The organism is Streptomyces sp. NPDC001781 (assembly GCF_053596035.1).
Map to the genome: position 1 here is coordinate 162772 of NZ_JBSFFI010000004.1, position 20869 is coordinate 183640.

The window sequence follows — 20869 nt, forward strand, 5'->3', positions numbered from 1 at the left end:
CCACGCCGACCCCAGCAAAGACGGCAGCGAAGTCGTCTCCGCCGTCCACGACCGCACACGCGCCGAGTTCCACCGGCGCACCGGCCTCGCAGAACTGCTCACCGACCAGGCCAGTCCGTAACCCGAACACCCCTCGGCCACCACGCCGATCAACGGGCTCGGACCCGCCCGCAGCCCGCAACGACTGTGCCCGCGACACCCTTTGACCACCTGAGAGGACTCAGCGATGAGCATTCATACAGACGTTTCAGGCACTTCCCCCTCGGACACGCCGTGGGCACTGGTGACCGGTTCGACCAGCGGGATCGGCCGGGCGACGGCACTGGGCCTGGCCGGCGACGGATACGCGCTCATCATCACCGGCCGCGACAGGGACCGGGCCGCCGAGAGCCGCCGAATCATCGAGTCCGCGGGCGGCCGTGCGATCGACCTGGTCGCCGACCTGGCCGACCCCGCAGCGGTACGCACCCTCATCGGCCAGGTACGTGAGGCCATCGACGGCCCGCTCGAAGTCCTGGTCCACAACGCCGGCGGCGGCAGCTTCGCACCGACCGAAGCCACGCCGGAGACCATGTTCGACACCGCGTTCAACGTCCATGCCAAAGCACCGTTCCTCCTGACCGGCGCGTTCGCCCCCGCCATGGCCGAACGCGGACACGGGGTCATCATCAACGTCGGCAGCCTGAGCACCTCGATGGCCGCATCCGGCACCTGCGCCTTCCAGGCATCAAAAGCGGCTCTGTCCATGATGACCAAGTCATGGACCGCCGAGTACGGCCCCCGAGGCGTCAGGGTCAACTCCGTCGACCCCGGCTACATCCTCACCCGCGTCAACCAGGACATCCGCTCCATGTTCACCACCTACCTCGCCTCGCTGCCCTCCGGCCGCGGCGGAGACCCCAACGAGGTCGCGAACGCCATCCGCTTCCTCGTCTCCCCCCAGGCGTCCTACATCAACGGAGCAACACTCGCCGTGGACGGCGGGAAGAACGCCGTCGTCGTCATGTAGAAAACCCATCCAGATGCGCGGACTCCAGTCAGCGCCCGGGCGCCCACGCCCGTCGGCCCGTCGGCCCGTATCCAGCGGCGGGGGGCCTGTTGAGTCGGCACGGAGCGCGGTGCCGGTGTTGCCACCGGTCCGTTTCTCCGTGCCGCTCGCCGAAGCCGGCGTACCCGTCTCCGAGTACCGTGCTCTCCACGGACTCTGCCGTTCAGGCGTGGTCGGGGCGGGTCCAGGTGTAGTCGTCAGGAAAGTCAGCAATCGGTCAGCGTGAGTCCTCAAACACCCGGCGGCAGCTGACCACACATGCGAAACGTTGTAGCCTCCGAAACATCGCCCTTGACCTGCAGAAGCAGGCAGGGAGCAGGACGAATCGGGAGTTTCCTCATGTTTCGTACAATGTTCAAGTCCAAGATCCACCGCGCCACCGTCACCCAGGCCGACCTGCACTACGTGGGATCGGTGACCATCGACGCCGAGCTGCTGGAGGCGGCGGATCTGCTGCCCGGCGAGCTGGTGCACATCGTGGACGTGACCAACGGCGCCCGGCTGGAGACGTACGTCATCGAGGGGGAGCGTGGGTCCGGGGTGATCGGGATCAACGGGGCCGCCGCGCATCTCGTGCAGCCCGGTGACCTGGTGATCATCATCAGCTACGCTCAGGTCTCCGACGCCGAGGCGCGCGAGCTGAAGCCCAGGGTCGTGCATGTGGACGCGGGGAACCGGATCGTGGCCCTCGGCGCCGACGCGTCCGAGCCGGTGCCCGGTTCCGGCCAGCGGCGCAGCCCGCAGGCCGTGTCGGCCTGACCGTGAACGACGACCAGGAGCGTGCGTGCCCATGAGCGGTGCCGAGATTCGTGACGACCGGAAGGCCGGCCGGCTCGAGGCCGTCGCCGAAGGTGAGGTCGTCGGCTACATCGAGTACTTCGTGCTCGACGCGCCCGCGCGCGCCCTGGTTCCCGTCCACACCATCGTGGAGCCCGCCCATGAGGGCAAGGGCATCGCGGGGTCGCTCGCCCGGGAGCTGTACGCGCTCGCCGGCCGGGAGGGTGTGGCCGTCGCTCCGCTCTGCCCCTACGTCGTCTCCTGGGCCGAGCGGCACCCCGACGAGGCTCCCGCCGCAGATCCCGCGCTGGTCGCCGCCGCGAAGGAGTCGGTGCGTCGCTGAGCGCGGGGGAGTGGAGCGGAACCCGGCGGGTAGTCGGGAGGTGGTCACCACGAAGTCCGGCGACCGCACGGAGGCAGTCATGACACAGCCGAATCCCGACCCGGTTCCCCCGGTGCCCGGTCCCACCCCACCGGACCCGTACCCCACCCCGGTACCACCGCCGGACCCGTCCCCCGAGCCGGCACCCCCGGCGCCCGGCCCACCGCCTCCGGCCCCCGGGCCGGTGCCGCCCGGCCCCTCTCCGTCGCCCGTCCCACCGGGCCCGGAGCCCGCGCCGAGCCCTGAGCCGGGACCCCCGCTGAGCCGCTGACCGGTTCTGAGGGCCGGGCGCCCCACCTCGGTCCAGTGAACGGCGGAGCCGCGACGGCCGGGGGTAGTTCCCATCCGTCGCGGCTCCGCCGCGCACGCGTCGTCATCGGCACGAATCCCCGGCACGTGTGCGGACTGGTACCGGCCTAGCCTCCGCGCTCGTGGAGGGGACGCTCGTCGCCCGGTGCAGGCCGCCGGTCTCGAGTCTGGGCGCCCGCGTCGGCCCACCTGACCGCGAGATGGAAGGTGAGTGTCTTGTCCACTCGCCGAGTCGTGTGCGCGTCGAATCAGCGGTTCGGCCACGAAGCCGCCTCCGTCGGTCATGTGGTCCTCGACCGCTCTGTCGGCAGGCACGACTCGTCCGGCGTGGGGCAGCCGAGCAGTGGCTTGCGGCCGCCGGCCCGTCAAAGATCGAGGACCACCTCGGTCGTCGGTGCGCTGCAGCAGACGAGGACGGTGCCGGCTTCCGGCAGTTCGAGGGGCGGGGTGGTGTAGGTGACGTCACCTGCCACGAGCTGGGTGACGCAGGTGTGGCACACACCCGTGCGGCAGGACCAGCGCGTGGGGATGTCGCACGCTTCCGCGAGCTCGAGCAGGGAGGCATGTGCCGACGACCACGGGGTGGTGAAGCCGCTGCGCGCGAAGGTGATGAGGGGGCCGGTGCCCTTGGTACCGGCTGGTGGGTGCGGCCGGACAGCGGCCGCCGGCGCGATGCCGGGGTTGACGGCTGGGAGGGCGCTGAACTGTTCCGCGTGGATCCTCTCCGGGCTCAGACCGCGACCGCGCAGAAAGGCGGCGACGTCCTCCATGAAGGCGGCCGGTCCGCAGAGGTAGGCGTCCGCGTCTGCGGGGATGCCGAGGCCCGCGAGGGATGACGCGGTGGGGCGGCCCTGGGTGACGCGGGACTGTCCGGGGCGGGGGATTCCCGAGGTGTAGTAGATGTGCTCGTGGGCGTCGGGCAGCTGCTCCAGGAGCGTGTGGGCCTCGTCCGCGAAGGCGTGGTGGGCGCGGTCGTGCGCGGTGTGGATCCACCAGACAGGACGTGGATCCCCTCTGGCGGCCAGGTGGTGGAGCATGGCGAGCACCGGGGTGGCTCCGATTCCCGCCGAGACGAGAGCGATCGGCCGGGTCCCGTCTTCGAGTACGAACGTTCCGCGCGGGCTGGCGACGCCCAGCAGGTCCCCCGGACGAAGCCTGGAGTGGATGTAGCCGCTGACCTTCCCGTGGGGCTCCTGCTTGACGCTGATGCGGTAGGTGCCGTCCACGGGAGTGGACGAGAGCGAGTAGGTGCGCACCGCGGGGGCGGCGTCGTCGACGGGCACGCGGAGGGAAAGGTACTGGCCCGGGTGTCCCTCGGGGAGAGGTGTGGCGTCGATGGCCTGGAGGTGGACCGACGAGACGCTCGGGGTCTCCTGGACGATGCGGGCGACGCGCATCGTCCTGAACCCGGGCCATCCCGGCGCCTGGGCGGGCTGCCGGGTGGTGTCGCCTTCACCGGGCCGTGCCGGTTCTCGTCCGGGCTGCCGGGCGGCGGCGAGCTCGCGGAAGGACTGCTGCCATCCCGGGCTCAGGGCGGGGATGTTCTGGGCTTTGCGCAGCTTCGCCGGGTCGCGGCCGGGCAGGTACAGCAGTGCGTCGGTGTCGGCGACGCTGAGTTCTTCCGGACCCCTGCGGGTGAGTGTGATCTCGTCGCCGGCCTGGACACGGCCCTCTGCGAGGACGCGCAGGTAGAAGCCGGGGCGGTGCTGGGCCACCAGCAGGGAGGCCATGGCCGGCTCACCCAGGCGCATGCCGACGCGGTAGCAGGTGACGCGTGGCTGGGTGACCTCGAATTCGGCTTCGCCGATGCGGTAGCGGTCGCCGATGCACACGTCGTCGTCGGGCAGCCCGTCGACGGTGAAGTTCTCCCCGAACATCCCGAAGGCCAGGTCGTCGCGGCGGAGCTGCGTCTGCCAGTACTGGTAGGACTGAAGCTGGTAGACGAGGACAGCACGCATTTCGCCACCGTGCCCGGCGAGGTCTCCTTGACCGTCTCCCTCGACGTTGAGCCGCCGGACCATACGGGGGCCCGTCACCGGGGTCTTCCAGGCCCCGGTGCGGACGGTCCTTCCCTGCCAGGAGACATCCTTGGGCGTGCCTACGTTGACCGACAGCAGCGTCGCCATCGCTGACCTCCTGCGGGACGGCCCGCCGGGGCAGCCCCTCATGGCGCTGTGATCTGTGCCTCGGGAACGATCCTAGTTCCGTGCCGGTGCCGCCGCGATTCCGTGATCACGGATCTGCCGGTCGTTTCCCTGACCTTCCTGGAAGGTGCGGAACCGGCGCGGAACACCGTTCCCTTCGTTCTTCCTGGCTCTGCCATGTGGGGGTGACACGGCCGGGCCCCCGTCCCGGCCGGGACGGGGGCCCGGCCGTGCCGGTCAGCAGAACGCCGGCGGGATGCTCTGCTCGTACTGGAAGACGTTGCGGGGGTCGTACTTCGCCTTGATCTCGCGCAGGCGGTCGAAGTTGCGGCCCCAGTAGGCGGTCTCCCAGTCCTGCATGCCGACGTTCGGGACGTTGACGTAGGCGCCGTTCACGTAGGGCCGCAGCGCCTGGCTGAACTCGGCGATCCAGGCCTGGGCCTGCGAGGTCAGTTCGTCGCCGCTGCCCGGCTCCCCGCGGTTGCCCCAGCCTGCACCCGGCTCGGAGTAGAACAGCGCGTCGCGGTGCGGGAACGCCGTACCACCGCGGGGGCTCTTCCTGACCGCTCCGCCGAAGGCCTGGGTGAAGAAGTTGCTGTCGTCCGTGGGCGCGTCCTTCATGAACGAGGCGATCACGCTGATCGCCTTCCTCGGGAACGGCTTGTTGGTGAACTGCGAGAAGAACTTCCAGTTCGCCGGCTCGTCCGCGGTCGGAATCTGGAACCCCGCGTACACGTCACCCCAGTTGCCGACCTGCACCGAGACGTGGGGCGCGCCGATGGACAGGATCGGGGCCAGCAGCTTCTTCGCCTCCGCCGGTGTCCCTTCCGCGAGGACCGCGAACAGCAGGATCTGGTTCCGGTGGATCTCGACCTGGGTGCCGAGGCGGTCGTCGGCGACCGGCGCCGTGCGCTGCCACGTGTCGAAGATCCGGTGCAGGTCTCCGAGTCCGTCCCACGTCGCCTGCACGTAGGTGACGCTCTTCAGCGGAGCGGCCTTGTAGGTGAGCGACGTGACGATCCCGAAGTTCCCGTTGCCCGCCCCGCGAAGGGCCCACAGCAGGTCCGAGTGGTTCGCCAGATCCGCCTTGACGACCTTGGCGCACTCGGCGCCGTCCGCCATGACGATCTCGGCACCGATCAGGCTGTCGCAGGCCATACCGAGATAGCGGGTGAGGAAGCCGAAACCGCCGCCGAGCGTCGCCCCGGACAGGCCTACGCTGCCCTCCGTTCCGGTCGTCACCGCGAGGTTCTTCTTCGCGAGCGCGGTCACCGCTTCCAGCTGGTTGAGCCCGGCTCCGACCGTCGCCGTACGGCTGGCCGTGTCGATGTGCGCGGACTTGAGCTCGCTTACGTCGATCACGATGCCGTTGTCCACGTTCGACCAGCCCTCGAGGCTGTGGCCGCCACTGCGCACCCGCAGTGCCACGTCGTGCTGCCGCGCCCACGTGAGGGCGTTGACCACGTCCTGGGTGTTCTGGGCGTAGACGATCACCAACGGGTAGTGCACGAACAGTTCGTCCCAGCCCAGGCTCGCTTCCGCGTAGTTGGGGTCGTTGGGACGGACGATGCGGCCGGTCAGCTTCGCCGGCGGACACTTCGCGCTCTCGGCCATGTCGTTCACGGCACTCGCGGCCGGGGCCTCCGCGACCGCGACGCCCGGGACGACGACCGCGCCGGCGCCGGCGGCCGCCGTCACCTTCAGTAGTCCGCGACGAGAAAAGTCGTTCATGGTCCGTGTCCTCTCGACCGCCAGCTGGCACGAATCGCCTCCTTTTGGGCGATTTCGGCGAGGCGCACACTAGCAAGGGCGGCCATCCCCGCGGTCACCCGACACGCGCCCCCGAAGGAGGGCTGTTCCTGCCGAAACCGCCGGGGCGACGGCCCGTGTCGGCGGACGCCCGGCGAGACCGGGGCGATCCGTCCATGGACACGGCCGCGGGCGTGCGCGGGAGGCGGACGCCCAGGTCCTGAACCGGGAGGCCTGGTCGAGACGGTGAACGCGCTGGGACGCCGGCGGCCGAGTCGCGGATCGCACCCGCGCCGGCGGCCGGCCCGGCCGGGTGCTATCCGAAGATCCTTGCCGTCCGGCATCCGAAGATCCTTGCCGTCCGGCGACGCGGCGTGTCCCCGGCCGCGCCCGGCTCTCCGGCCCTGGCCGCGGAGCCGGCCGCACGAAGGCCCGGGACCAGGCCGTCTGTCCCGGGCCTTCGTGCGATTCGGTGAGCCCGCTCCTCAGGGGGCGGCTTCGGGGTGGTCCCGTGGCCGTCAGGCGCCGACTTCGGTGCGGTCGCCGCCCCAGAGGGTGTGGAAGGTCCCGTCGCGGTCGGTGCGGTGGTAGGTGTGGGCGCCGAAGTAGTCGCGCTGGCCCTGCGTGAGGGCCGCGGGGAGGCGGGGGGCGCGCAGGGAGTCGTAGTAGGCGAGGGTGGCGGCGAAGGCGGGGGTGGGGACGCCCTGGGTGACGGCGGTGGCGATCACGTCACGCCAGTCGTCCTGGGCGGCGGCGATCTCGTCGGCGAAGCCCTCGTCGGCCAGGAGGCTGGGAAGGCCGGGCTTGGCCTCGTAGGCCCGGGTGATGCGGTCGAGGAAGGCGGCGCGGATGATGCAGCCGCCTCGCCAGATCGCGGCGACCTTGCCGAGGTCGATGTCCCAGCCGTACTCCTCGCTGCCGACCGCGATCTGGTGGAAGCCCTGGGTGTAGGAGACGATCTTCGAGGCGTAGAGCGCCTGCTCGACCCTGTCGGCGAAGGCCGCCGCCTCCTCCTTGCCGAGGGTGCGGGCGGAGGGGCCGGCGAGGTGCCGGGAGGCCTCGCGCAGCTCCGCGTGGCCGGACACGGAGCGGGCGAAGACGGCCTCGGCGATGGCGGAGACCGGTACACCGAGGTCGAGCGCGATCTGCACCGTCCAGCGCCCGGTGCCCTTCTGCTCCGCCTGGTCCACCACCACGTCGACGAACGGCTCGCCGGTCGCCTCGTCCACGTGGGACAGCACCTCGGCGGTGATCTCGATCAGGTAGGAGTCCAGCCGCCCCCGGTTCCAGGTACGGAAGATGTCCGCGATCTCGGCGGGCGAGTACCCGGCGACATCACGCAGCAACTGGTAAGCCTCGCCGATCAGTTGCATGTCGGCGTACTCGATGCCGTTGTGGACCATCTTGACGAAGTGCCCGGCGCCGTCGGGACCGACGTGCGTCACGCAGGGCGCGCCGTCGTCCGCCTTCGCGGAGATCTTCTCCAGCATCGGCCCCAGCGAGTCGTACGACTCCACCGAACCGCCCGGCATGATGCTCGGCCCGTGCAGCGCGCCCTCCTCGCCGCCGGAGATGCCGGTGCCCACGAAGTGGATGCCCTGCTCACGGAGCTCCCGCTCCCGGCGCCGGGTGTCCGCGAAGTGCGCGTTCCCCCCGTCGATGATCATGTCGCCGGGCTCCAGCAGCGGCGCGAACTCCTTGATGACCGCGTCCGTCGGCTCACCCGCCTTCACCATGACCACCAGCCGGCGCGGCCGCTCCAGCGCCTCCACGAACTCCTTGGCGGTCTCGGCCGGGACGAACTCGCCCTCGCCCCCGAACTCCTCGACCAGCTCGCGCGTCTTCGACGCCGTGCGGTTGTGGACGGCGACCGTGTAGCCGTTGCGCGCGAAGTTCCGGGCGAGGTTGCGGCCCATGACCGCCAGGCCCGTGACGCCGATCTGCGCGTGTGTGCTCATACCGCCTGCTCCCTAGCTGCGTCGTTGCTGCGGCTCCGCCGGTGGGGGCCCTGCGGCCCATCCTGTCGCGCCGCCCCGGCGAGCGCACATCCGGCTCGCCAGGCATGGATACGGACGCGGTACCCGTCCCGGCTCATTTCACGGGGTGCCGCAAGGCCCCGACCTCAACCGGAGTCCCTCTCCGGCCACTTACCAGCGTGACAGGCCGGATTACGCCCTTGTACTGTCCTGTTCCCGGCGCTTACTTTTGCCCCTCCTGACGCATGTCGAGGGGATTTCGGACCATGGCCGCACGCGGCCGGCATCGCCGGTACCAGCCGAGCAGGATCAACCGCGCCTCACTCACCGTCACCGCCGGCGGCGCCGGACTCGCCATTCCGCTGGTCGCGGCGGGCACCGCGGACGCGGCGGACGCCTCCACCTGGAACAAGGTCGCGGCCTGCGAGTCCAGCGGCAACTGGAGCATCAACACCGGCAACGGCTACTTCGGCGGCCTCCAGTTCACCCGCTCCACCTGGGAGGCGTACGGCGGCACCCGGTACGCGCCCCGCGCCGACCAGGCCACGCCGGCGCAGCAGATCGCCGTCGCCGAGAAGGTCCTCGACGGCCAGGGCCCCGGAGCCTGGCCCGCCTGCGGCCCGCGCGCCGGACTCGCCCGCGGCGGGAGCGCCCCCCACGTCGAGAGCGCGGCGGGCCGTCCGGCCAGGTCGGCACCCGGCAACGCGAGACCCGCCGCCGCCCAGGACGTACGCCCGCAGACCACCCCGCAGTCCCGCGCCGGCCGCGCCGAGATGTACACCGTGGTACGCGGCGACACGCTGTCCGGCATCGCCGGGGAGCACCGGGTACGGGAGGGCTGGCGCGGTCTCTACGAGCACAACCGCACCGTCATCGGCGCCGACCCCGACCTGATCGTCCCCGGACAGCGGCTCAGCCTGCACGGCGCCGCCAAGGTGCCCGTCACCACCGCACCGGAGCACCGGACGCAGCCGCGGAAGACCGAACGGAAGGCAGCCCCGAAGCCGCAGCGCAAGGCCGCCACCGAGCACAAGACGTCTTCGAGCCACTCCGGTCACGGCGTCGTCGCCCCCGTGCACGCCTCCATCGGCACCAGCTACCGCACGGCGGGCTCCCACTGGTCGAAGGGCTACCACACCGGCGTCGACTTCCTGGTGCCCACCGGCACCTCGGTCCATGCCATCTCCGACGGCCTGGTCGTCTCGGCCGGCTGGGGCGGTTCGTACGGATACCAGGTCGTCGTACGGCACGGCGACGGCCGCTACTCGCAGTACGCCCACCTCTCCGCGATCTCCGTGCGGTCCGGGCAGACCGTCAGCGCGGACCAGCGCCTGGGCCGGTCCGGCGCGACCGGCAACGTCACCGGTCCCCACCTGCACTTCGAGGTGCGCACCGGGCCCGGCTTCGGCAGCGACGTCGACCCGGTCGCATACCTCCGGGCGCACGGCGCCCGGCTCTGACGGTCAGGCGCACAGAGGGACGTCGGGCAGGGAGCGGGGGCCGGCGGGGGTGTCCCCGTCGTTCCCGTGCCGCCCGGCGTCCTCGCCGTCCACGGACGTGAGCACCGGCGCGGCCGGGTCCACCGGCCGCCTCGCACCCGGTACGGCCGCTCCGCGCACGCTGTCCGAAGGAGACGGCGCCCGGTCCGCCGGTCCGCCCAGCCGCTCCGTCGTCAGCAGGATGAGCCCGCCGCCCGTCACCACCGCGCAGCCCAGCGCCAGCACCGTGCCCGTCGTGCCGTGGCGGAAGGTCTCGCCGAACAGGACGATGCCGACGACGGCGGCCAGCACCGGGTTGACCACGGTCAGCGTCGCCAGCGGCGCGGCGAGCCCGCCGTCCCGGTAGGCCGACTGGGAGAGGAACACCCCGGTCGCCGAGAGCACGGCGATCACCGCGAGTGACGGCAGCCCGGCCAGGCCGGCGCCCGCGCTCCAGTCGACGGCGACCGTCTTGGTGAACACCGACGACATGCCGAACGCCCCACCCGCGCCGGTCGCCAACAGCACGCTGCGCACGGCCGGGTGCCGGTGCGCGGCCCGCGCCGCCACCATCAGCGCGACGATCCCGCAGCCCGTCACCAGCGCCAGCGCCGTCCGCTGCGCCGGCCCCAGGGAGCCCGCGCCGGAGGAGCCGACCAGCGAGAGCAGCCCCGCGAGACCGGCCGTCGCCATCACCGCGCCCCGCCAGGCGGTGGCCCCCGCCCCGCGGCCGACGAACAGCGCCGCCATCGGCAGCGCGAAGACGATGGTCAGCGCGCCCAGCGGCTGGACCAGGCTCAGCGGGCCGAACGCCAGGGCCACGACGTGCAGCACCCCGCCGAGGCCGTTGAGCGCCAGCGCCGCCCACCACCCCGGCCTGCGCAGCGGGGCGAACCGCTCACCGGCGCAGGATTCCGCGACGCGCTCCTGCACGACGGCGCCGCCCGCGTACGCGAAGGCGGAGACGAAGGACAGCAGCACGGACAACGCGAGGGCGCTCATCTGCGGCTCCCGGCGTCATGTCCCAGCGGCAGGCGGGCCCGGCTCGGGGCACGGTCGGCTTCCATGACGGAAACTCTGCCCGCTCGCGCCCGATCAGTCGTCGTCCCTGAGCACGCGATGAGTCCTACTGCCGATGGAGTACGAAGGCACGCCGCTCATCCCCAAGGGGGGGACCGGGCACCCGGCCTCCGGGGGACTGGTACAAGTGCTGACCGTGGAACTCGATCCCGGCCTCACCGCGCTGCGCCCCCTCGGCGGCTTCTTCGTCCTGCGTACCGGGGGCCCCGCGGGACTGAACGCACCTCCTCTCGACGACACGTACGCGGGCCGGCTGACGGACGTTCAGTCCGACGCCCTCGCGGACCGGGTCGCGGTCGTCGCGGACCGGCTGGGCGTCCGTGAGCCCCGCGTCTGCGCCTCGCTGGCCCAGCAGGGGATCGCCGCCCGCCTGTGGTCGGCCGCGCTCGCCTGCGCCGCGCTGTACGGCCAGGTGCCCGACCTGGCCCCGCGCCTGCTGCGCTGGGACGCCGCCGCCGGCACCCCCGACGACCTCTGGCTGACCGAGGTGAGACCGTTGCCCGGCGACGCCGGAGCCCTCGCCGACACCGTGCTCCACGCCCACCTGGAGCCCCTAGGGGAAGCCCTGACCCGCCGGTACGGGGTCGCGCCCGGCCTGCTCTGGGGCAACGCCGCCTCCGCCCTCGCCGGAGCGGCACGGCAACTGGAGCAGTGGGCCCGTCGCAACGCCCGTACGGACGTGGCCGAGAGAGCGTCCGAACTCACCGGCACCCTCTTCGCCCACGCCCTGTTGCGCGACACCGGTGTCCGGGCGGGCGGAACCTTCCGTCGCCGAAGCTGCTGCCTCTACTACCGGGTCCCCGGCGGAGGCGTCTGCGGGGACTGCTGCTTCAGCCGTCCGCCGGGCTCTTCCCCGCACGCCGCTTCTGGGTGACCATGAAGGGAACTGCCGCCGACCCCAGGGAGTCACCGGGTGCGAGTGGGACTGCTGACGCGTGAGTACCCCCCGGACGTGTACGGCGGCGCGGGCGTCCACGTGGAGTTCCTGGCCCGCGAGCTGGCCGGGCTCGTGGACCTGGAGGTGCACTGCTGGGGCGAGGGCAGAGGCGTCGGCGTCGTACGGCACCGCCCGTGGCCCGTGCTCGACGGCTCCAACGACGCCCTTCGCACCTTCTCCGTGGACCTCTCCATGGCCGCCGCCCTCCAGGGCAGTGACCTCGTCCACTCCCACACCTGGTACGCGGCCCTCGCCGGCCACGTGGCCAAGCTGCTCCACGGCATCCCGCACGTCACGACCGCGCACTCGCTGGAGCCGCTGCGCCCCTGGAAGGCCGAGCAACTGGGCGGCGGGTACGCCCTGTCGAGCTGGGCCGAGCGGACCGCCATCGAGTCGGCGGACGGCGTGATCGCCGTGTCCGGTGCCATGCGGGACGACATCCTCGCCTGCTACCCCGCGCTGGACGCGGACCGGGTGCACGTCGTGCACAACGGCATCGACACCCGCCTGTACCGCCCCGACCCCGGCACCGACGCCCTGCGCCGGCACGGCATCGACCCGGAGCGGCCCTACGTGCTGTTCGTCGGCCGCATCACCCGGCAGAAGGGCGTCCCCCAACTGCTGCGCGCCGTGAGGGAGATCGACCCCGGCACCCAGGTCGTGCTCTGCGCGGGCGCCCCCGACACCCCGCAGATCGACCGGGAGTTCCGGGACCGCTTCCAGGAACTCGGTGCCGTCCGGGCCGGCGTGTTCTGGATCCCGCAGATGCTGCCGCGCACCGAGGTCGTCCAACTCCTGACGCACGCCGCTGTGTTCGTGTGCCCCTCGGTCTACGAGCCGCTCGGCATCGTCAACCTGGAGGCCATGGCCTGCGGCACCCCGGTCGTCGCCTCCCGCGTAGGCGGCATCCCCGAGGTCGTCGACCACGGCAGCACCGGACTCCTGGTCGACACCGACGGCGACTTCGAGGGCGACCTCGCCCGCGCCCTCGACTCCGTGCTCGCCGACCCGGTGGCCGCGCGGCGGATGGGGGAGGCCGGACGGGCGCGCGCGGTGGGGGAGTTCGGCTGGGACGCGGTGGCCCGGCGCACCGCGGGACTGTACGAGGAGATCCGCAAGCAGGCCTAGGCGCCGCCCGCCAGGGCATCAGTGTGATCAACCAAGGGGAGGGGAGGCGCCATGCGCCGAGGAGGTCCTTCGGTTCTCGGGATCGTGCTGGCCGGCGGTGAGGGCAAGCGGCTGATGCCGCTCACCACGGACCGGGCCAAACCCGCGGTCACCTTCGGCGGCACCTACCGGCTCGTCGACTTCGTGCTCTCGAACCTGGTCAACGCCGACGTGCTGCGCATCTGCGTGCTCACCCAGTACAAGTCGCACTCGCTGGACCGGCACGTGACCACCACCTGGCGGATGTCCAGCCTGCTCGGCAACTACGTCACCCCCGTCCCCGCCCAGCAGCGCCTCGGCCCGCGCTGGTACCTCGGCAGCGCCGACGCCATCCTCCAGTCGCTCAACCTGGTTCACGACGAACAGCCGGAATACGTCGCGGTGTTCGGTGCCGACCACGTCTACCGCATGGACCCCCGGCAGATGCTCCGCCAGCACATCGAGGGCGGCGCCGGTGTCACCGTCGCCGGAATCCGGGTGCCGCGCGCGGAGTCCTCCTCGTTCGGCGTGATCACACCGGGGTCGGACGGCCGCATGGTCCAGCGCTTCCTGGAGAAGCCCGTCGACCCGCCCGGCCTGCCCGGCGCCCCGGACAGCGTCTTCGCGTCCATGGGCAACTACATCTTCACCACGAAGGTCCTCATCGAGGCCCTCCAGCGGGACGCCGAGGACGAGCAGTCCGCGCACGACATGGGCGGCTCCATCCTCCCCCAGCTCACCGGCCGCGGCGAGGCCCAGCTCTACGACTTCCACGACAACCACGTCCCCGGCGAGACCACCCGCGACCAGGGCTACTGGCGGGACGTCGGCACCCTCGACGCGTACTACGAGTCGCACATGGACCTGATCGCCGAGCGGCCCGCGTTCAACCTGTACAACACCCAGTGGCCCGTCTACACCCACTCGGGCCAGCTATCCCCGGCCCGGTTCAGCGCGGGCGGCATCGCCAGCGAGTCCATCATCAGCGCCGGCTGCCTGATCCGCGGCCAGGTCAGCCGCTCGGTGCTCTCGCCCGGCGTGCGGGTCGACCCCGGCGCGGTCGTCCAGGGCTCGGTGCTGCACGACAACGTGCGCGTCGGCCGGGGCGCGGTGGTGCGGGGCGCGGTGCTGGACAAGAACGTCGAGGTCCCGCCCGGCGCGACCATCGGGGTCAACCCCGACCGCGACGCCGAGCTGTACACCGTCTCCCAGGGCGGGGTCATCGCCCTGGGCAAGGGCCAGCTCGTCACCTGACCCGCCGCCGGAAACCGGAGGCCCCCGCGACGCGCCGCCCGCGAATCGTTCCGGATGCCCGAGTTCACGCCGTTCGCCCCGCACGATGCAGGCAACGACGACGTCGAACCAGCGGAGGTCATCCGACATGAGAGGGACCCGGCGCACCCGGCTGTGCCTGGCCGGGGTGATGGCAGCGTCCGCGCTGGCCGCCACCCCCGCCCGCGCCGCCGAACCGTCCGACGGCCACCTCACCGATCTGGTCAACCCGTTCATCGGGACCCAGAACGAGGGCAACACCTTCCCCGGCGCCGCCGTGCCGTTCGGCATGGTGCAGCTCTCACCGGACACCGGGCACCGGACGGGCTACGACCACACCCAGGACCACATCCGCGGGTTCTCCCTGCTCCACGTCTCCGGCGTCGGCTGCCGCATCGGCGGCGACCTGCCCGTACTGCCCACCACCGGCGAGGTCACCGCCACCGACAACTCCCGCTACGCCGCCGCCTTCTCCCACGACGACGAGGAGGCGAGCCCCGGCTACTACCGCGTCGGCCTCGGCACCGGCATCCGCGCCGAACTCACCGCCACCGCCCGCACCGGCGTCCAGCGCTACACCTTCCCGGCCACGAAGCAGGCCAACGTCCTGCTCAACGCCGCCCAGTCGCTGCACAAACCGGGCGGCGCCGAGGCGGAGATCCTCGACGACCGCACCGTGCGCACGAAGATCTCCGGCCACGGCTTCTGCCGCGGCACCGGCCCGTACACCGTGTACACGGTCACCCGGTTCAGCCGCCCCTTCACCGCCTACGGCGCCTGGGACTCCGGCGCGGTCACCGCCGGGGCGCGGACCGGGACGGGCGGGGCCTACGTCCGGTTCGACACCACGAAGAACCGTACGGTCGAGGCCACCACCGCGCTGTCGTACGTCGACGCGCGCGGCGCCGCCGTCAACCTGGCCGCCGAGGGTGGGACCTCCTTCGACACCGTGCGCCGGCGGGCCCGAGAGGCGTGGGAGAAACGGCTCTCGGCCGTCCGGGCGCACGGCGGCGGCCCGGCGCTGCGCCGGACCTTCTACTCGTCGCTGTACCGCTCGTTCCTCGCGCCGAACATCGGCAGCGACGCCGACGGCCGCTACAAGGGGTGGGACCAGCGGGCGCACCACGCACGGGGCTTCACCTACTACCAGAACTGGTCCCTGTGGGACACCTACCGCACCCAGGCCCAGCTCCTCGCCCTGCTCGCCCCGCGCGAGGCGCGCGACATGGCGCGCTCGGTCGTCCGAGTCGACGAGGACGGCGGCTGGCTGCCCAAGTGGGGATACGGGCCGGTCGAGACCAACATCATGACCGGCGACCCGGTGACCCCCTTCCTGACCACCGCCTACCACCTCGGCCTGCTGAAGGGCTTCGAGGACCGGGCCTACCGGGCCCTGAGGAGGAACGCCGACGGCGTGCCGCCCACCGCCTATCCGGGAGTGGGCCGCGAATCCAACGCCGAGTACCTGGCACACGGCTTCGCGCCGTACGTCAAGGGCCGCCCCTACGCCAAGGCAGGTGACTCCGACTACCACTTCGGCGCCTCCGTGACCCTGGAGTACGCGCTCTCCGACGCCATGCTCGCCCAGATGGCGCGCGCCCTCGGTCACCACGGCGACGCCGCCCGTTACGCGGCCCGGTCCCGGAACTACCGCAACGTCTTCGACCCCTCGACCGGGTTCTTCCGGGCCCGTGACGCCTCCGGCGCCTTCACGGGACCGGCGGACCCGGCGAAGAGCGAGGGATTCCACGAGGGCACGTCCTGGCAGTACCAGTGGCTGGTGCCGCAGGACCTCCCCGGCATGATCGGCCTCATCGGTGGCAAGCAGGCGGCCGAACGCCGCCTGGACTCGTTCTTCGCCTACGACAGGCTCCTCGCCGACCCCGGGACGACCGCCCGGCAGGTGTGGGTCCACGGCAACGCCTACGACTACTACGACGCGGACAAGTACAACCCGCAGAACGAGCCCGACCTGATCGCGCCCTACACCTACCTGTCCACCGGGCAGCCGTGGAAGACGACGGACGTGGTGCACGCGGCGCTGACCCTGTTCACCGACGGCCCGACCGGGATGACAGGCAACGACGACCTGGGCACCATGTCCGCCTGGAACGTGCTGTCCTCCATCGGCGTCTTCCCGGTCCAGCCCGGCTTTGGCACCTGGGGCCTGTCGACCCCCGTCTTCGACCGCGTCGACCTCACCCTGGACCGCCGCTACTGGCCCAGGGGTGCCCTCACCGTCACCGCCCCCGGCACCTCCGCCGCCGACCGTTACATCCAGGGCGTCCGCACCGACCGCACCGCGCACGACCGCACCTACCTGACCACCCGCACCCTGCGGTCACTGCGGACGCTCGCGTTCACGGTCGGCCCGCGCCCGTCCGAGTGGGGCACCGGACCCCATGCGGCACCCCCGGCACTGAGGTGACCTGAGGGTCTGCCGAGTCCCGCCCCCGTCCGGGGGCGGGACTTTATCCGTTGTTAACTGTGCGTGAGCCGATCGCACTTGACCGTAATCAGGATTCGGGGATTGACTCGGGGAAAGCCCACCCGTCGACGACGCGAGGCACGCCCTTGACTTCCGATCCGCTCGCCCCGCTCGACCTCGCCTTCTGGAACATGGAGTCCGCCCGGCATCCCATGCACCTCGGCGCGCTCGGCGTCTTCGCCACCCGGTCGCCCACCGCCGGGGCGCACGCCGCGGACCTGCTCGCCTCCCGCGCAGCCGCCGTACCCGGCCTGCGCATGCGCATCCGCGACGTCTGGCGGCCCCTCGCCTTCGGCGGCGCCACCCGCGAGCCCGTCCCGGACTTCGACCCCGTGGACCACGTACGGCTGCACGCCCCCACCGACGACTTCCACGGCATGGCCGGCCGGCTCATGCAGCGCCCGCTGCGGCGCGGACGGCCACCGTGGGAGGCACACGTGCTGCCCGGTGCGGACGGTGTGTCCTTCGCCGTGCTGTTCAAGTTCCACCACGCCCTCGCCGACGGCCTGCGCGCCCTGAAGCTGGCCGCCTCCCTGCTCGACCCCGTCGACCTGCCCGACCGCGCCCCGCGCCCCGCCGAGTCCCGGCCGGGCCTGATCTCCGAGGTGCGCGCGCTGCCTGGCCGCGTCCCCGACCTGTTCAGAGGTGCGGTCTCCGACGTGGGCCGGGCCCTGGACATCGGCGCCTCGCTGGCCCGCTCCACCCTCGGCATGAGCCCCGTCCCGGCCCTGACCTCCACCCCCAGCGGCACCCGTCGCACCGCCGGGGCGGTGCTCGACATCGACGACGTGCACCGGGTCAGGAAGAGCACCGGGGGCACCGTCAACGACGTGCTGATCGCGATCGTCGCGGGCGCACTGCGCCGCTGGCTGGACGAGCGCGGAGACGGCAGCGAGGGAGCCGCCCCGCGCGCCCTCATCCCGGTCTCCCGGCGCCGTCCGCGCACCGCCCAGCCGCAGGGCAACCGGCTCTCCGGGTACCTGATGAGGCTTCCGGTCGCCGACCCCGACCCGCTGGCCCGGCTGGAGACGGTGCGCGCCGCGATGGTCCGCAACAAGGAAGCGGGCTCCGATCGCGGGGCGGGTGCCGTCGCCCTGCTCGCGGACCACGTCCCGGCGCTCGGGCACCGGCTCGGTGGACCGCTGGTCGGGCAGGCGGCGCGGCTCTGGTTCGACATCCTCGTCACCAGCGTCCCGCTGCCCGGCATCGGGCTGAGGCTCGGCGGCCAGGAGCTGGCCGAGGTCTTCCCGCTCGCCCCCCTCGCCCCCGGCCAGTCCCTCGCGGTGGCCGTCTCCACCTACCGGGGGCGCGTCCACTACGGGCTGGTGGCCGACGCCCGCGCGGTGCCCGACCTCGACGTCCTGGCCCGAGCGCTCACCGGCGAGATGGAGACCCTGCTCACAGCCTGCGAGGTCTGACCTCGGCCGTTCCCGGCTCCCGGGCCGCCCGCCACCGGTACGGGTTTGGTCCAGGGGCCGGGCGCTCCGTAAAATTCCCCGGCCGACAGCGGGCGCGCTCATGCCCCCGCGCGGGTGATCAGGGAAGCGGCAGCGCGATGACGGTGACAGAGGACGGCGCGGCGTCCACGGACGCGGTGTCCACGGACGAGATGGTCTACGGGCCCGGTATCGACCCGGAGCGCCTGGCCGTCTGCCTCAGCGTGCTGGAGGAGCTGGACCGGATCGACGTCGACCACCCCGACGCCATCCAGGTGCGCCGGGCCACCTCGCACATCTACCGCACGGTCAAGCAGCGCCGCCGCCAGGAGCGCCGGGCCGCGAAGACCGCGCACGACCGCTCGGTCACCGAGGCCACCGCCACCGGCTCCGCCGAGCGCATCGACGACGAGACCGAGGGCATCCTGCCCAGCTCCAAGATCGAGGCGGGCCGGATCGCGGGCATACTCCAGCGTCCCCGCTCCTGCTACATCTGCAAGCAGCGGTACACCGAGGTCGACTACTTCTACCACCAGCTCTGCCAGGGCTGCGCCGCCGAGAACCGCGCCCGCCGCGAGGCGCGCGCCGACCTCACCGGCAAGCGCGCCCTGCTCACCGGCGGACGCGCCAAGATCGGCATGTACATCGCGCTGATGCTGCTGCGCGACGGCGCGCACACCACGATCACCACCCGGTTCCCCAAGGACGCGATCCGCCGCTTCAAGGCGATGGAGGACTCCGCGGACTGGCTGCACCGCCTCGAGGTCGTCGGCATCGACCTGCGCGACCCGGCCCAGGTCGTCGCCCTCGCGGACCGGATGACCGAGGCCGGCCCGCTGGACATCCTGATCAACAACGCGACGCAGACCGTGCGCCGGCTCCCGTCCGCCTACGCCGCGCTGGTCGACGGCGAGAGCGCCCCGCTGCCCGCCGGTGAGCTGCCCGTCCACGAGGTCATCGGTGCCTTCAACTCCGGCGCGGTCGACGGCCTGGCCGCGCTGCCCGTCGGCACCAGCGGCCTGGAGGCCCAGAAGGTCGCCGACCTGGCCCTGGTCGCGGGCAACGCCAGCGTCGCCCGGCACCTGGACGGCACCGCGATCGACGCCGGCGGCCTGCTGCCCGACGTGGTGGACACCAACACCTGGGTGCAGTCCATCGAGCAGATCTCCCCGGTGGAGCTGCTGGAGACTCAGCTCTGCAACTACACGGCGCCGTTCATCCTTATCAGCAAGCTCCGCCCGGCCATGGCCGCCGCCGCGAAGCACGCCGCCAGGGGACGGGCGTACGTCGTGAACGTCTCCGCCATGGAGGGCGTCTTCGCCCGTGGCTACAAGGGCGCGGGCCACCCCAACACCAACGCGGCCAAGGCAGCGATGAACATGGTGACCCGGACCAGTGGCCAGGAGATGTTCGACACCGACCGCATCCTGATGACCTCGGTCGACACCGGCTGGATCACCGACGAGCGCCCGCACTACGACAAGCTCCGGCTGGCCGAGGCGGGCTTCCACGCCCCTCTGGACCTGGTCGACGGCGCCGCCCGCGTCTACGACCCGATCGTGCGCGGCGAGCAGGGCGAGGATCTGTACGGCGTCTTCATGAAGGACTACGCGCCCGGAAAGTGGTGACGCGACCCGCCCCGCGTACCTGACGGCGCGGTACCGGACCTCGGTCCGGTGCCGCGCCGTCGTATTGACGGGGCATCGGCCGGGCAGACGCATGACTGGGCCGAGTGGGTGAATCGACGGCCCCCGCAGAGGATGCGCTTTGCGGTAATCGGCCCGATATTGAGGGGGATTGAGGGGGTGGTGGCCGGGCGGAAGTTACGTCTTGTTTGCACTCCCTATCGAGCGAGGGTCCGCTCATTTGGTTAATCTGGGGGTCCGGGACGCCCCCCAGGGTGATCCGACACATAAGGAGTGCGCGGTGACACCGGAGACGACGACCAGCGAACAGGGCCCCGACGAACGCACGGAGCGCTCCCGCCGCAGGCCCGGAGAACTGGGCAGCCTGGACGTGTGGGCCCGCTCCGCCCCGATCCGCCTGGCGGGCTACGAGGACGACCTCGCCGAGCCCCACATCCTGCCCAGCGTGGACTGACCCGTTCCGCACCCGCGACCCTACGGGCGCATGGGCGTGACAGACTCACGCCCATGCTGATCAGAGAAGCCGGGGCCGGTGACTGGCCTCGGATCTGGCCTGTCTGGCACCGCATCGTCGCCGCAGGCGACACCTACACCTGGGACCCCGGCACCCCCGAGGAAGCCGCCCGCGCCCTCTGGATGAGCCCCGCCAAACGTGTGTACGTGGCGGAGGACACCGACGGCGCCCTGCTGGGCACGGCCTACCTCACCCCGAACTACGGCGGAGCCGCCGCGCACGTGGCCAACGCCGGCTTCCTGGTGGACCCCGACCGGGCCGGACGGGGCACCGGCCGGGCGCTCGCCGAGCACCTCCTCGCCGAGGCGAAGGCCCAGGGATACCGCGCGATGGTCTTCAACGCCGTCGTCGAGACCAACCCCGCCGTCCGCCTCTGGACCTCCCTGGGCTTCACCGTCCTCGGCACGGTCCCCAACGCCTTCGACCACCCCCGTGACGGACCGGTCGGGCTGCACATCATGCACAAGGTGCTCTAGTGCCGTGACCG

Annotated in this window: 16 protein-coding genes; 12 read left to right on the forward strand and 4 right to left on the reverse strand. The window is 72.0% G+C overall.

Going from position 1 to position 20869, the window contains the following annotated elements; all coding sequences use genetic code 11:
* Positions 1 to 226 precede the first annotated feature (226 nt).
* From ACWCV3_RS05470 to ACWCV3_RS05480, 3 genes are all read left to right on the forward strand, one after another.
* Positions 227 to 1009 carry an SDR family NAD(P)-dependent oxidoreductase gene (locus tag ACWCV3_RS05470; protein WP_451218696.1) on the forward strand — a complete coding sequence of 261 codons (783 nt, stop codon included), beginning with the start codon at positions 227 to 229 and terminating at the stop codon, positions 1007 to 1009.
* Between the two features lie 378 nt (positions 1010 to 1387).
* A complete protein-coding gene (gene panD, locus ACWCV3_RS05475) occupies positions 1388 to 1807 on the forward strand; it encodes an aspartate 1-decarboxylase (RefSeq protein WP_451218699.1) in 420 nt (139 codons plus the stop codon).
* 31 nt (positions 1808 to 1838) lie between these two features.
* On the forward strand, positions 1839 to 2168 hold the full coding sequence (locus ACWCV3_RS05480; RefSeq protein ID WP_451218702.1) for a GNAT family N-acetyltransferase: 330 nt from the start codon (positions 1839 to 1841) through the stop codon (positions 2166 to 2168).
* Between the two features lie 713 nt (positions 2169 to 2881).
* Here the strand turns inward: ACWCV3_RS05480 and ACWCV3_RS05485 are convergent.
* The 3 genes from ACWCV3_RS05485 to gndA form a co-directional block, all read right to left on the reverse strand.
* Entirely contained in the window at positions 2882 to 4642 is a 1761-nt protein-coding gene (locus tag ACWCV3_RS05485) for an MOSC domain-containing protein (protein WP_451218704.1), read from the reverse strand.
* 255 nt (positions 4643 to 4897) lie between these two features.
* A complete protein-coding gene (locus ACWCV3_RS05490; RefSeq protein WP_451218707.1) occupies positions 4898 to 6391 on the reverse strand; it encodes an FAD-binding oxidoreductase in 1494 nt (497 codons plus the stop codon).
* A gap of 536 nt (positions 6392 to 6927) precedes the next feature.
* Positions 6928 to 8367 (reverse strand): NADP-dependent phosphogluconate dehydrogenase, encoded by a 1440-nt coding sequence (gene gndA / locus ACWCV3_RS05495; protein WP_451218710.1) that lies wholly within the window; start codon positions 8365 to 8367, stop codon positions 6928 to 6930.
* Positions 8368 to 8651: 284 nt separating this feature from the next.
* Between gndA and ACWCV3_RS05500 the strand changes: the two genes are divergently transcribed.
* Positions 8652 to 9845 (forward strand): transglycosylase family protein, encoded by a 1194-nt coding sequence (locus ACWCV3_RS05500; RefSeq protein ID WP_451218713.1) that lies wholly within the window; start codon positions 8652 to 8654, stop codon positions 9843 to 9845.
* Positions 9846 to 9848: 3 nt separating this feature from the next.
* On the opposite strand, the gene ACWCV3_RS05505 is transcribed toward ACWCV3_RS05500, so the two are convergent.
* Positions 9849 to 10865, reverse strand: coding sequence for a DMT family transporter (locus tag ACWCV3_RS05505; RefSeq protein ID WP_451218716.1), 1017 nt, complete (start codon positions 10863 to 10865; stop codon positions 9849 to 9851).
* 214 nt (positions 10866 to 11079) lie between these two features.
* Between ACWCV3_RS05505 and ACWCV3_RS05510 the strand changes: the two genes are divergently transcribed.
* The 8 genes from ACWCV3_RS05510 to ACWCV3_RS05545 all read left to right on the forward strand — a co-directional run bounded on the left by ACWCV3_RS05510 (position 11080) and on the right by ACWCV3_RS05545 (position 20858).
* A complete protein-coding gene (locus tag ACWCV3_RS05510; protein WP_451218988.1) occupies positions 11080 to 11817 on the forward strand; it encodes a (2Fe-2S)-binding protein in 738 nt (245 codons plus the stop codon).
* Between the two features lie 39 nt (positions 11818 to 11856).
* On the forward strand, positions 11857 to 13008 hold the full coding sequence (gene glgA, locus ACWCV3_RS05515; RefSeq protein WP_451218718.1) for a glycogen synthase: 1152 nt from the start codon (positions 11857 to 11859) through the stop codon (positions 13006 to 13008).
* A 51-nt stretch (positions 13009 to 13059) separates the two neighbouring features.
* Positions 13060 to 14280: a glucose-1-phosphate adenylyltransferase gene (glgC, locus tag ACWCV3_RS05520; RefSeq protein ID WP_451218722.1), complete on the forward strand. Its 1221-nt coding sequence runs from the start codon at positions 13060 to 13062 to the stop codon at positions 14278 to 14280.
* Between the two features lie 127 nt (positions 14281 to 14407).
* Positions 14408 to 16726, forward strand: a complete 2319-nt coding sequence (locus ACWCV3_RS05525; protein ID WP_451218725.1) for a GH92 family glycosyl hydrolase — start codon at positions 14408 to 14410, stop codon at positions 16724 to 16726.
* Between the two features lie 146 nt (positions 16727 to 16872).
* A complete protein-coding gene (locus ACWCV3_RS05530) occupies positions 16873 to 18204 on the forward strand; it encodes a wax ester/triacylglycerol synthase family O-acyltransferase (protein WP_451218728.1) in 1332 nt (443 codons plus the stop codon).
* A 137-nt stretch (positions 18205 to 18341) separates the two neighbouring features.
* Positions 18342 to 19850, forward strand: coding sequence for an SDR family NAD(P)-dependent oxidoreductase (locus ACWCV3_RS05535; RefSeq protein WP_451218731.1), 1509 nt, complete (start codon positions 18342 to 18344; stop codon positions 19848 to 19850).
* Positions 19851 to 20148: 298 nt separating this feature from the next.
* Entirely contained in the window at positions 20149 to 20322 is a 174-nt protein-coding gene (locus ACWCV3_RS05540) for a hypothetical protein (RefSeq protein ID WP_384366621.1), read from the forward strand.
* Between the two features lie 53 nt (positions 20323 to 20375).
* Complete coding sequence (locus ACWCV3_RS05545) at positions 20376 to 20858, forward strand: N-acetyltransferase family protein (RefSeq protein WP_451218734.1); 483 nt, start codon at positions 20376 to 20378, stop codon at positions 20856 to 20858.
* Positions 20859 to 20869 lie beyond the last annotated feature (11 nt).

Excerpts from the sequence above, each read along its gene's own strand:
- ACWCV3_RS05470 (WP_451218696.1), top strand. The coding sequence starts at position 227 with ATGAGCATTCATACAGACGTTTCAGGCACTTCCCCCTCGGACACGCCG.
- panD (WP_451218699.1), top strand. The coding sequence starts at position 1,388 with ATGTTTCGTACAATGTTCAAGTCCAAGATCCACCGCGCCACCGTCACC.
- ACWCV3_RS05480 (WP_451218702.1), top strand. The coding sequence starts at position 1,839 with ATGAGCGGTGCCGAGATTCGTGACGACCGGAAGGCCGGCCGGCTCGAG.
- ACWCV3_RS05485 (WP_451218704.1), bottom strand. The coding sequence starts at position 4,642 with ATGGCGACGCTGCTGTCGGTCAACGTAGGCACGCCCAAGGATGTCTCC.
- ACWCV3_RS05490 (WP_451218707.1), bottom strand. The coding sequence starts at position 6,391 with ATGAACGACTTTTCTCGTCGCGGACTACTGAAGGTGACGGCGGCCGCC.
- gndA (WP_451218710.1), bottom strand. The coding sequence starts at position 8,367 with ATGAGCACACACGCGCAGATCGGCGTCACGGGCCTGGCGGTCATGGGC.
- ACWCV3_RS05500 (WP_451218713.1), top strand. The coding sequence starts at position 8,652 with ATGGCCGCACGCGGCCGGCATCGCCGGTACCAGCCGAGCAGGATCAAC.
- ACWCV3_RS05505 (WP_451218716.1), bottom strand. The coding sequence starts at position 10,865 with ATGAGCGCCCTCGCGTTGTCCGTGCTGCTGTCCTTCGTCTCCGCCTTC.
- glgC (WP_451218722.1), top strand. The coding sequence starts at position 13,060 with ATGCGCCGAGGAGGTCCTTCGGTTCTCGGGATCGTGCTGGCCGGCGGT.
- ACWCV3_RS05525 (WP_451218725.1), top strand. The coding sequence starts at position 14,408 with ATGAGAGGGACCCGGCGCACCCGGCTGTGCCTGGCCGGGGTGATGGCA.
- ACWCV3_RS05535 (WP_451218731.1), top strand. The coding sequence starts at position 18,342 with ATGACGGTGACAGAGGACGGCGCGGCGTCCACGGACGCGGTGTCCACG.
- ACWCV3_RS05545 (WP_451218734.1), top strand. The coding sequence starts at position 20,376 with ATGCTGATCAGAGAAGCCGGGGCCGGTGACTGGCCTCGGATCTGGCCT.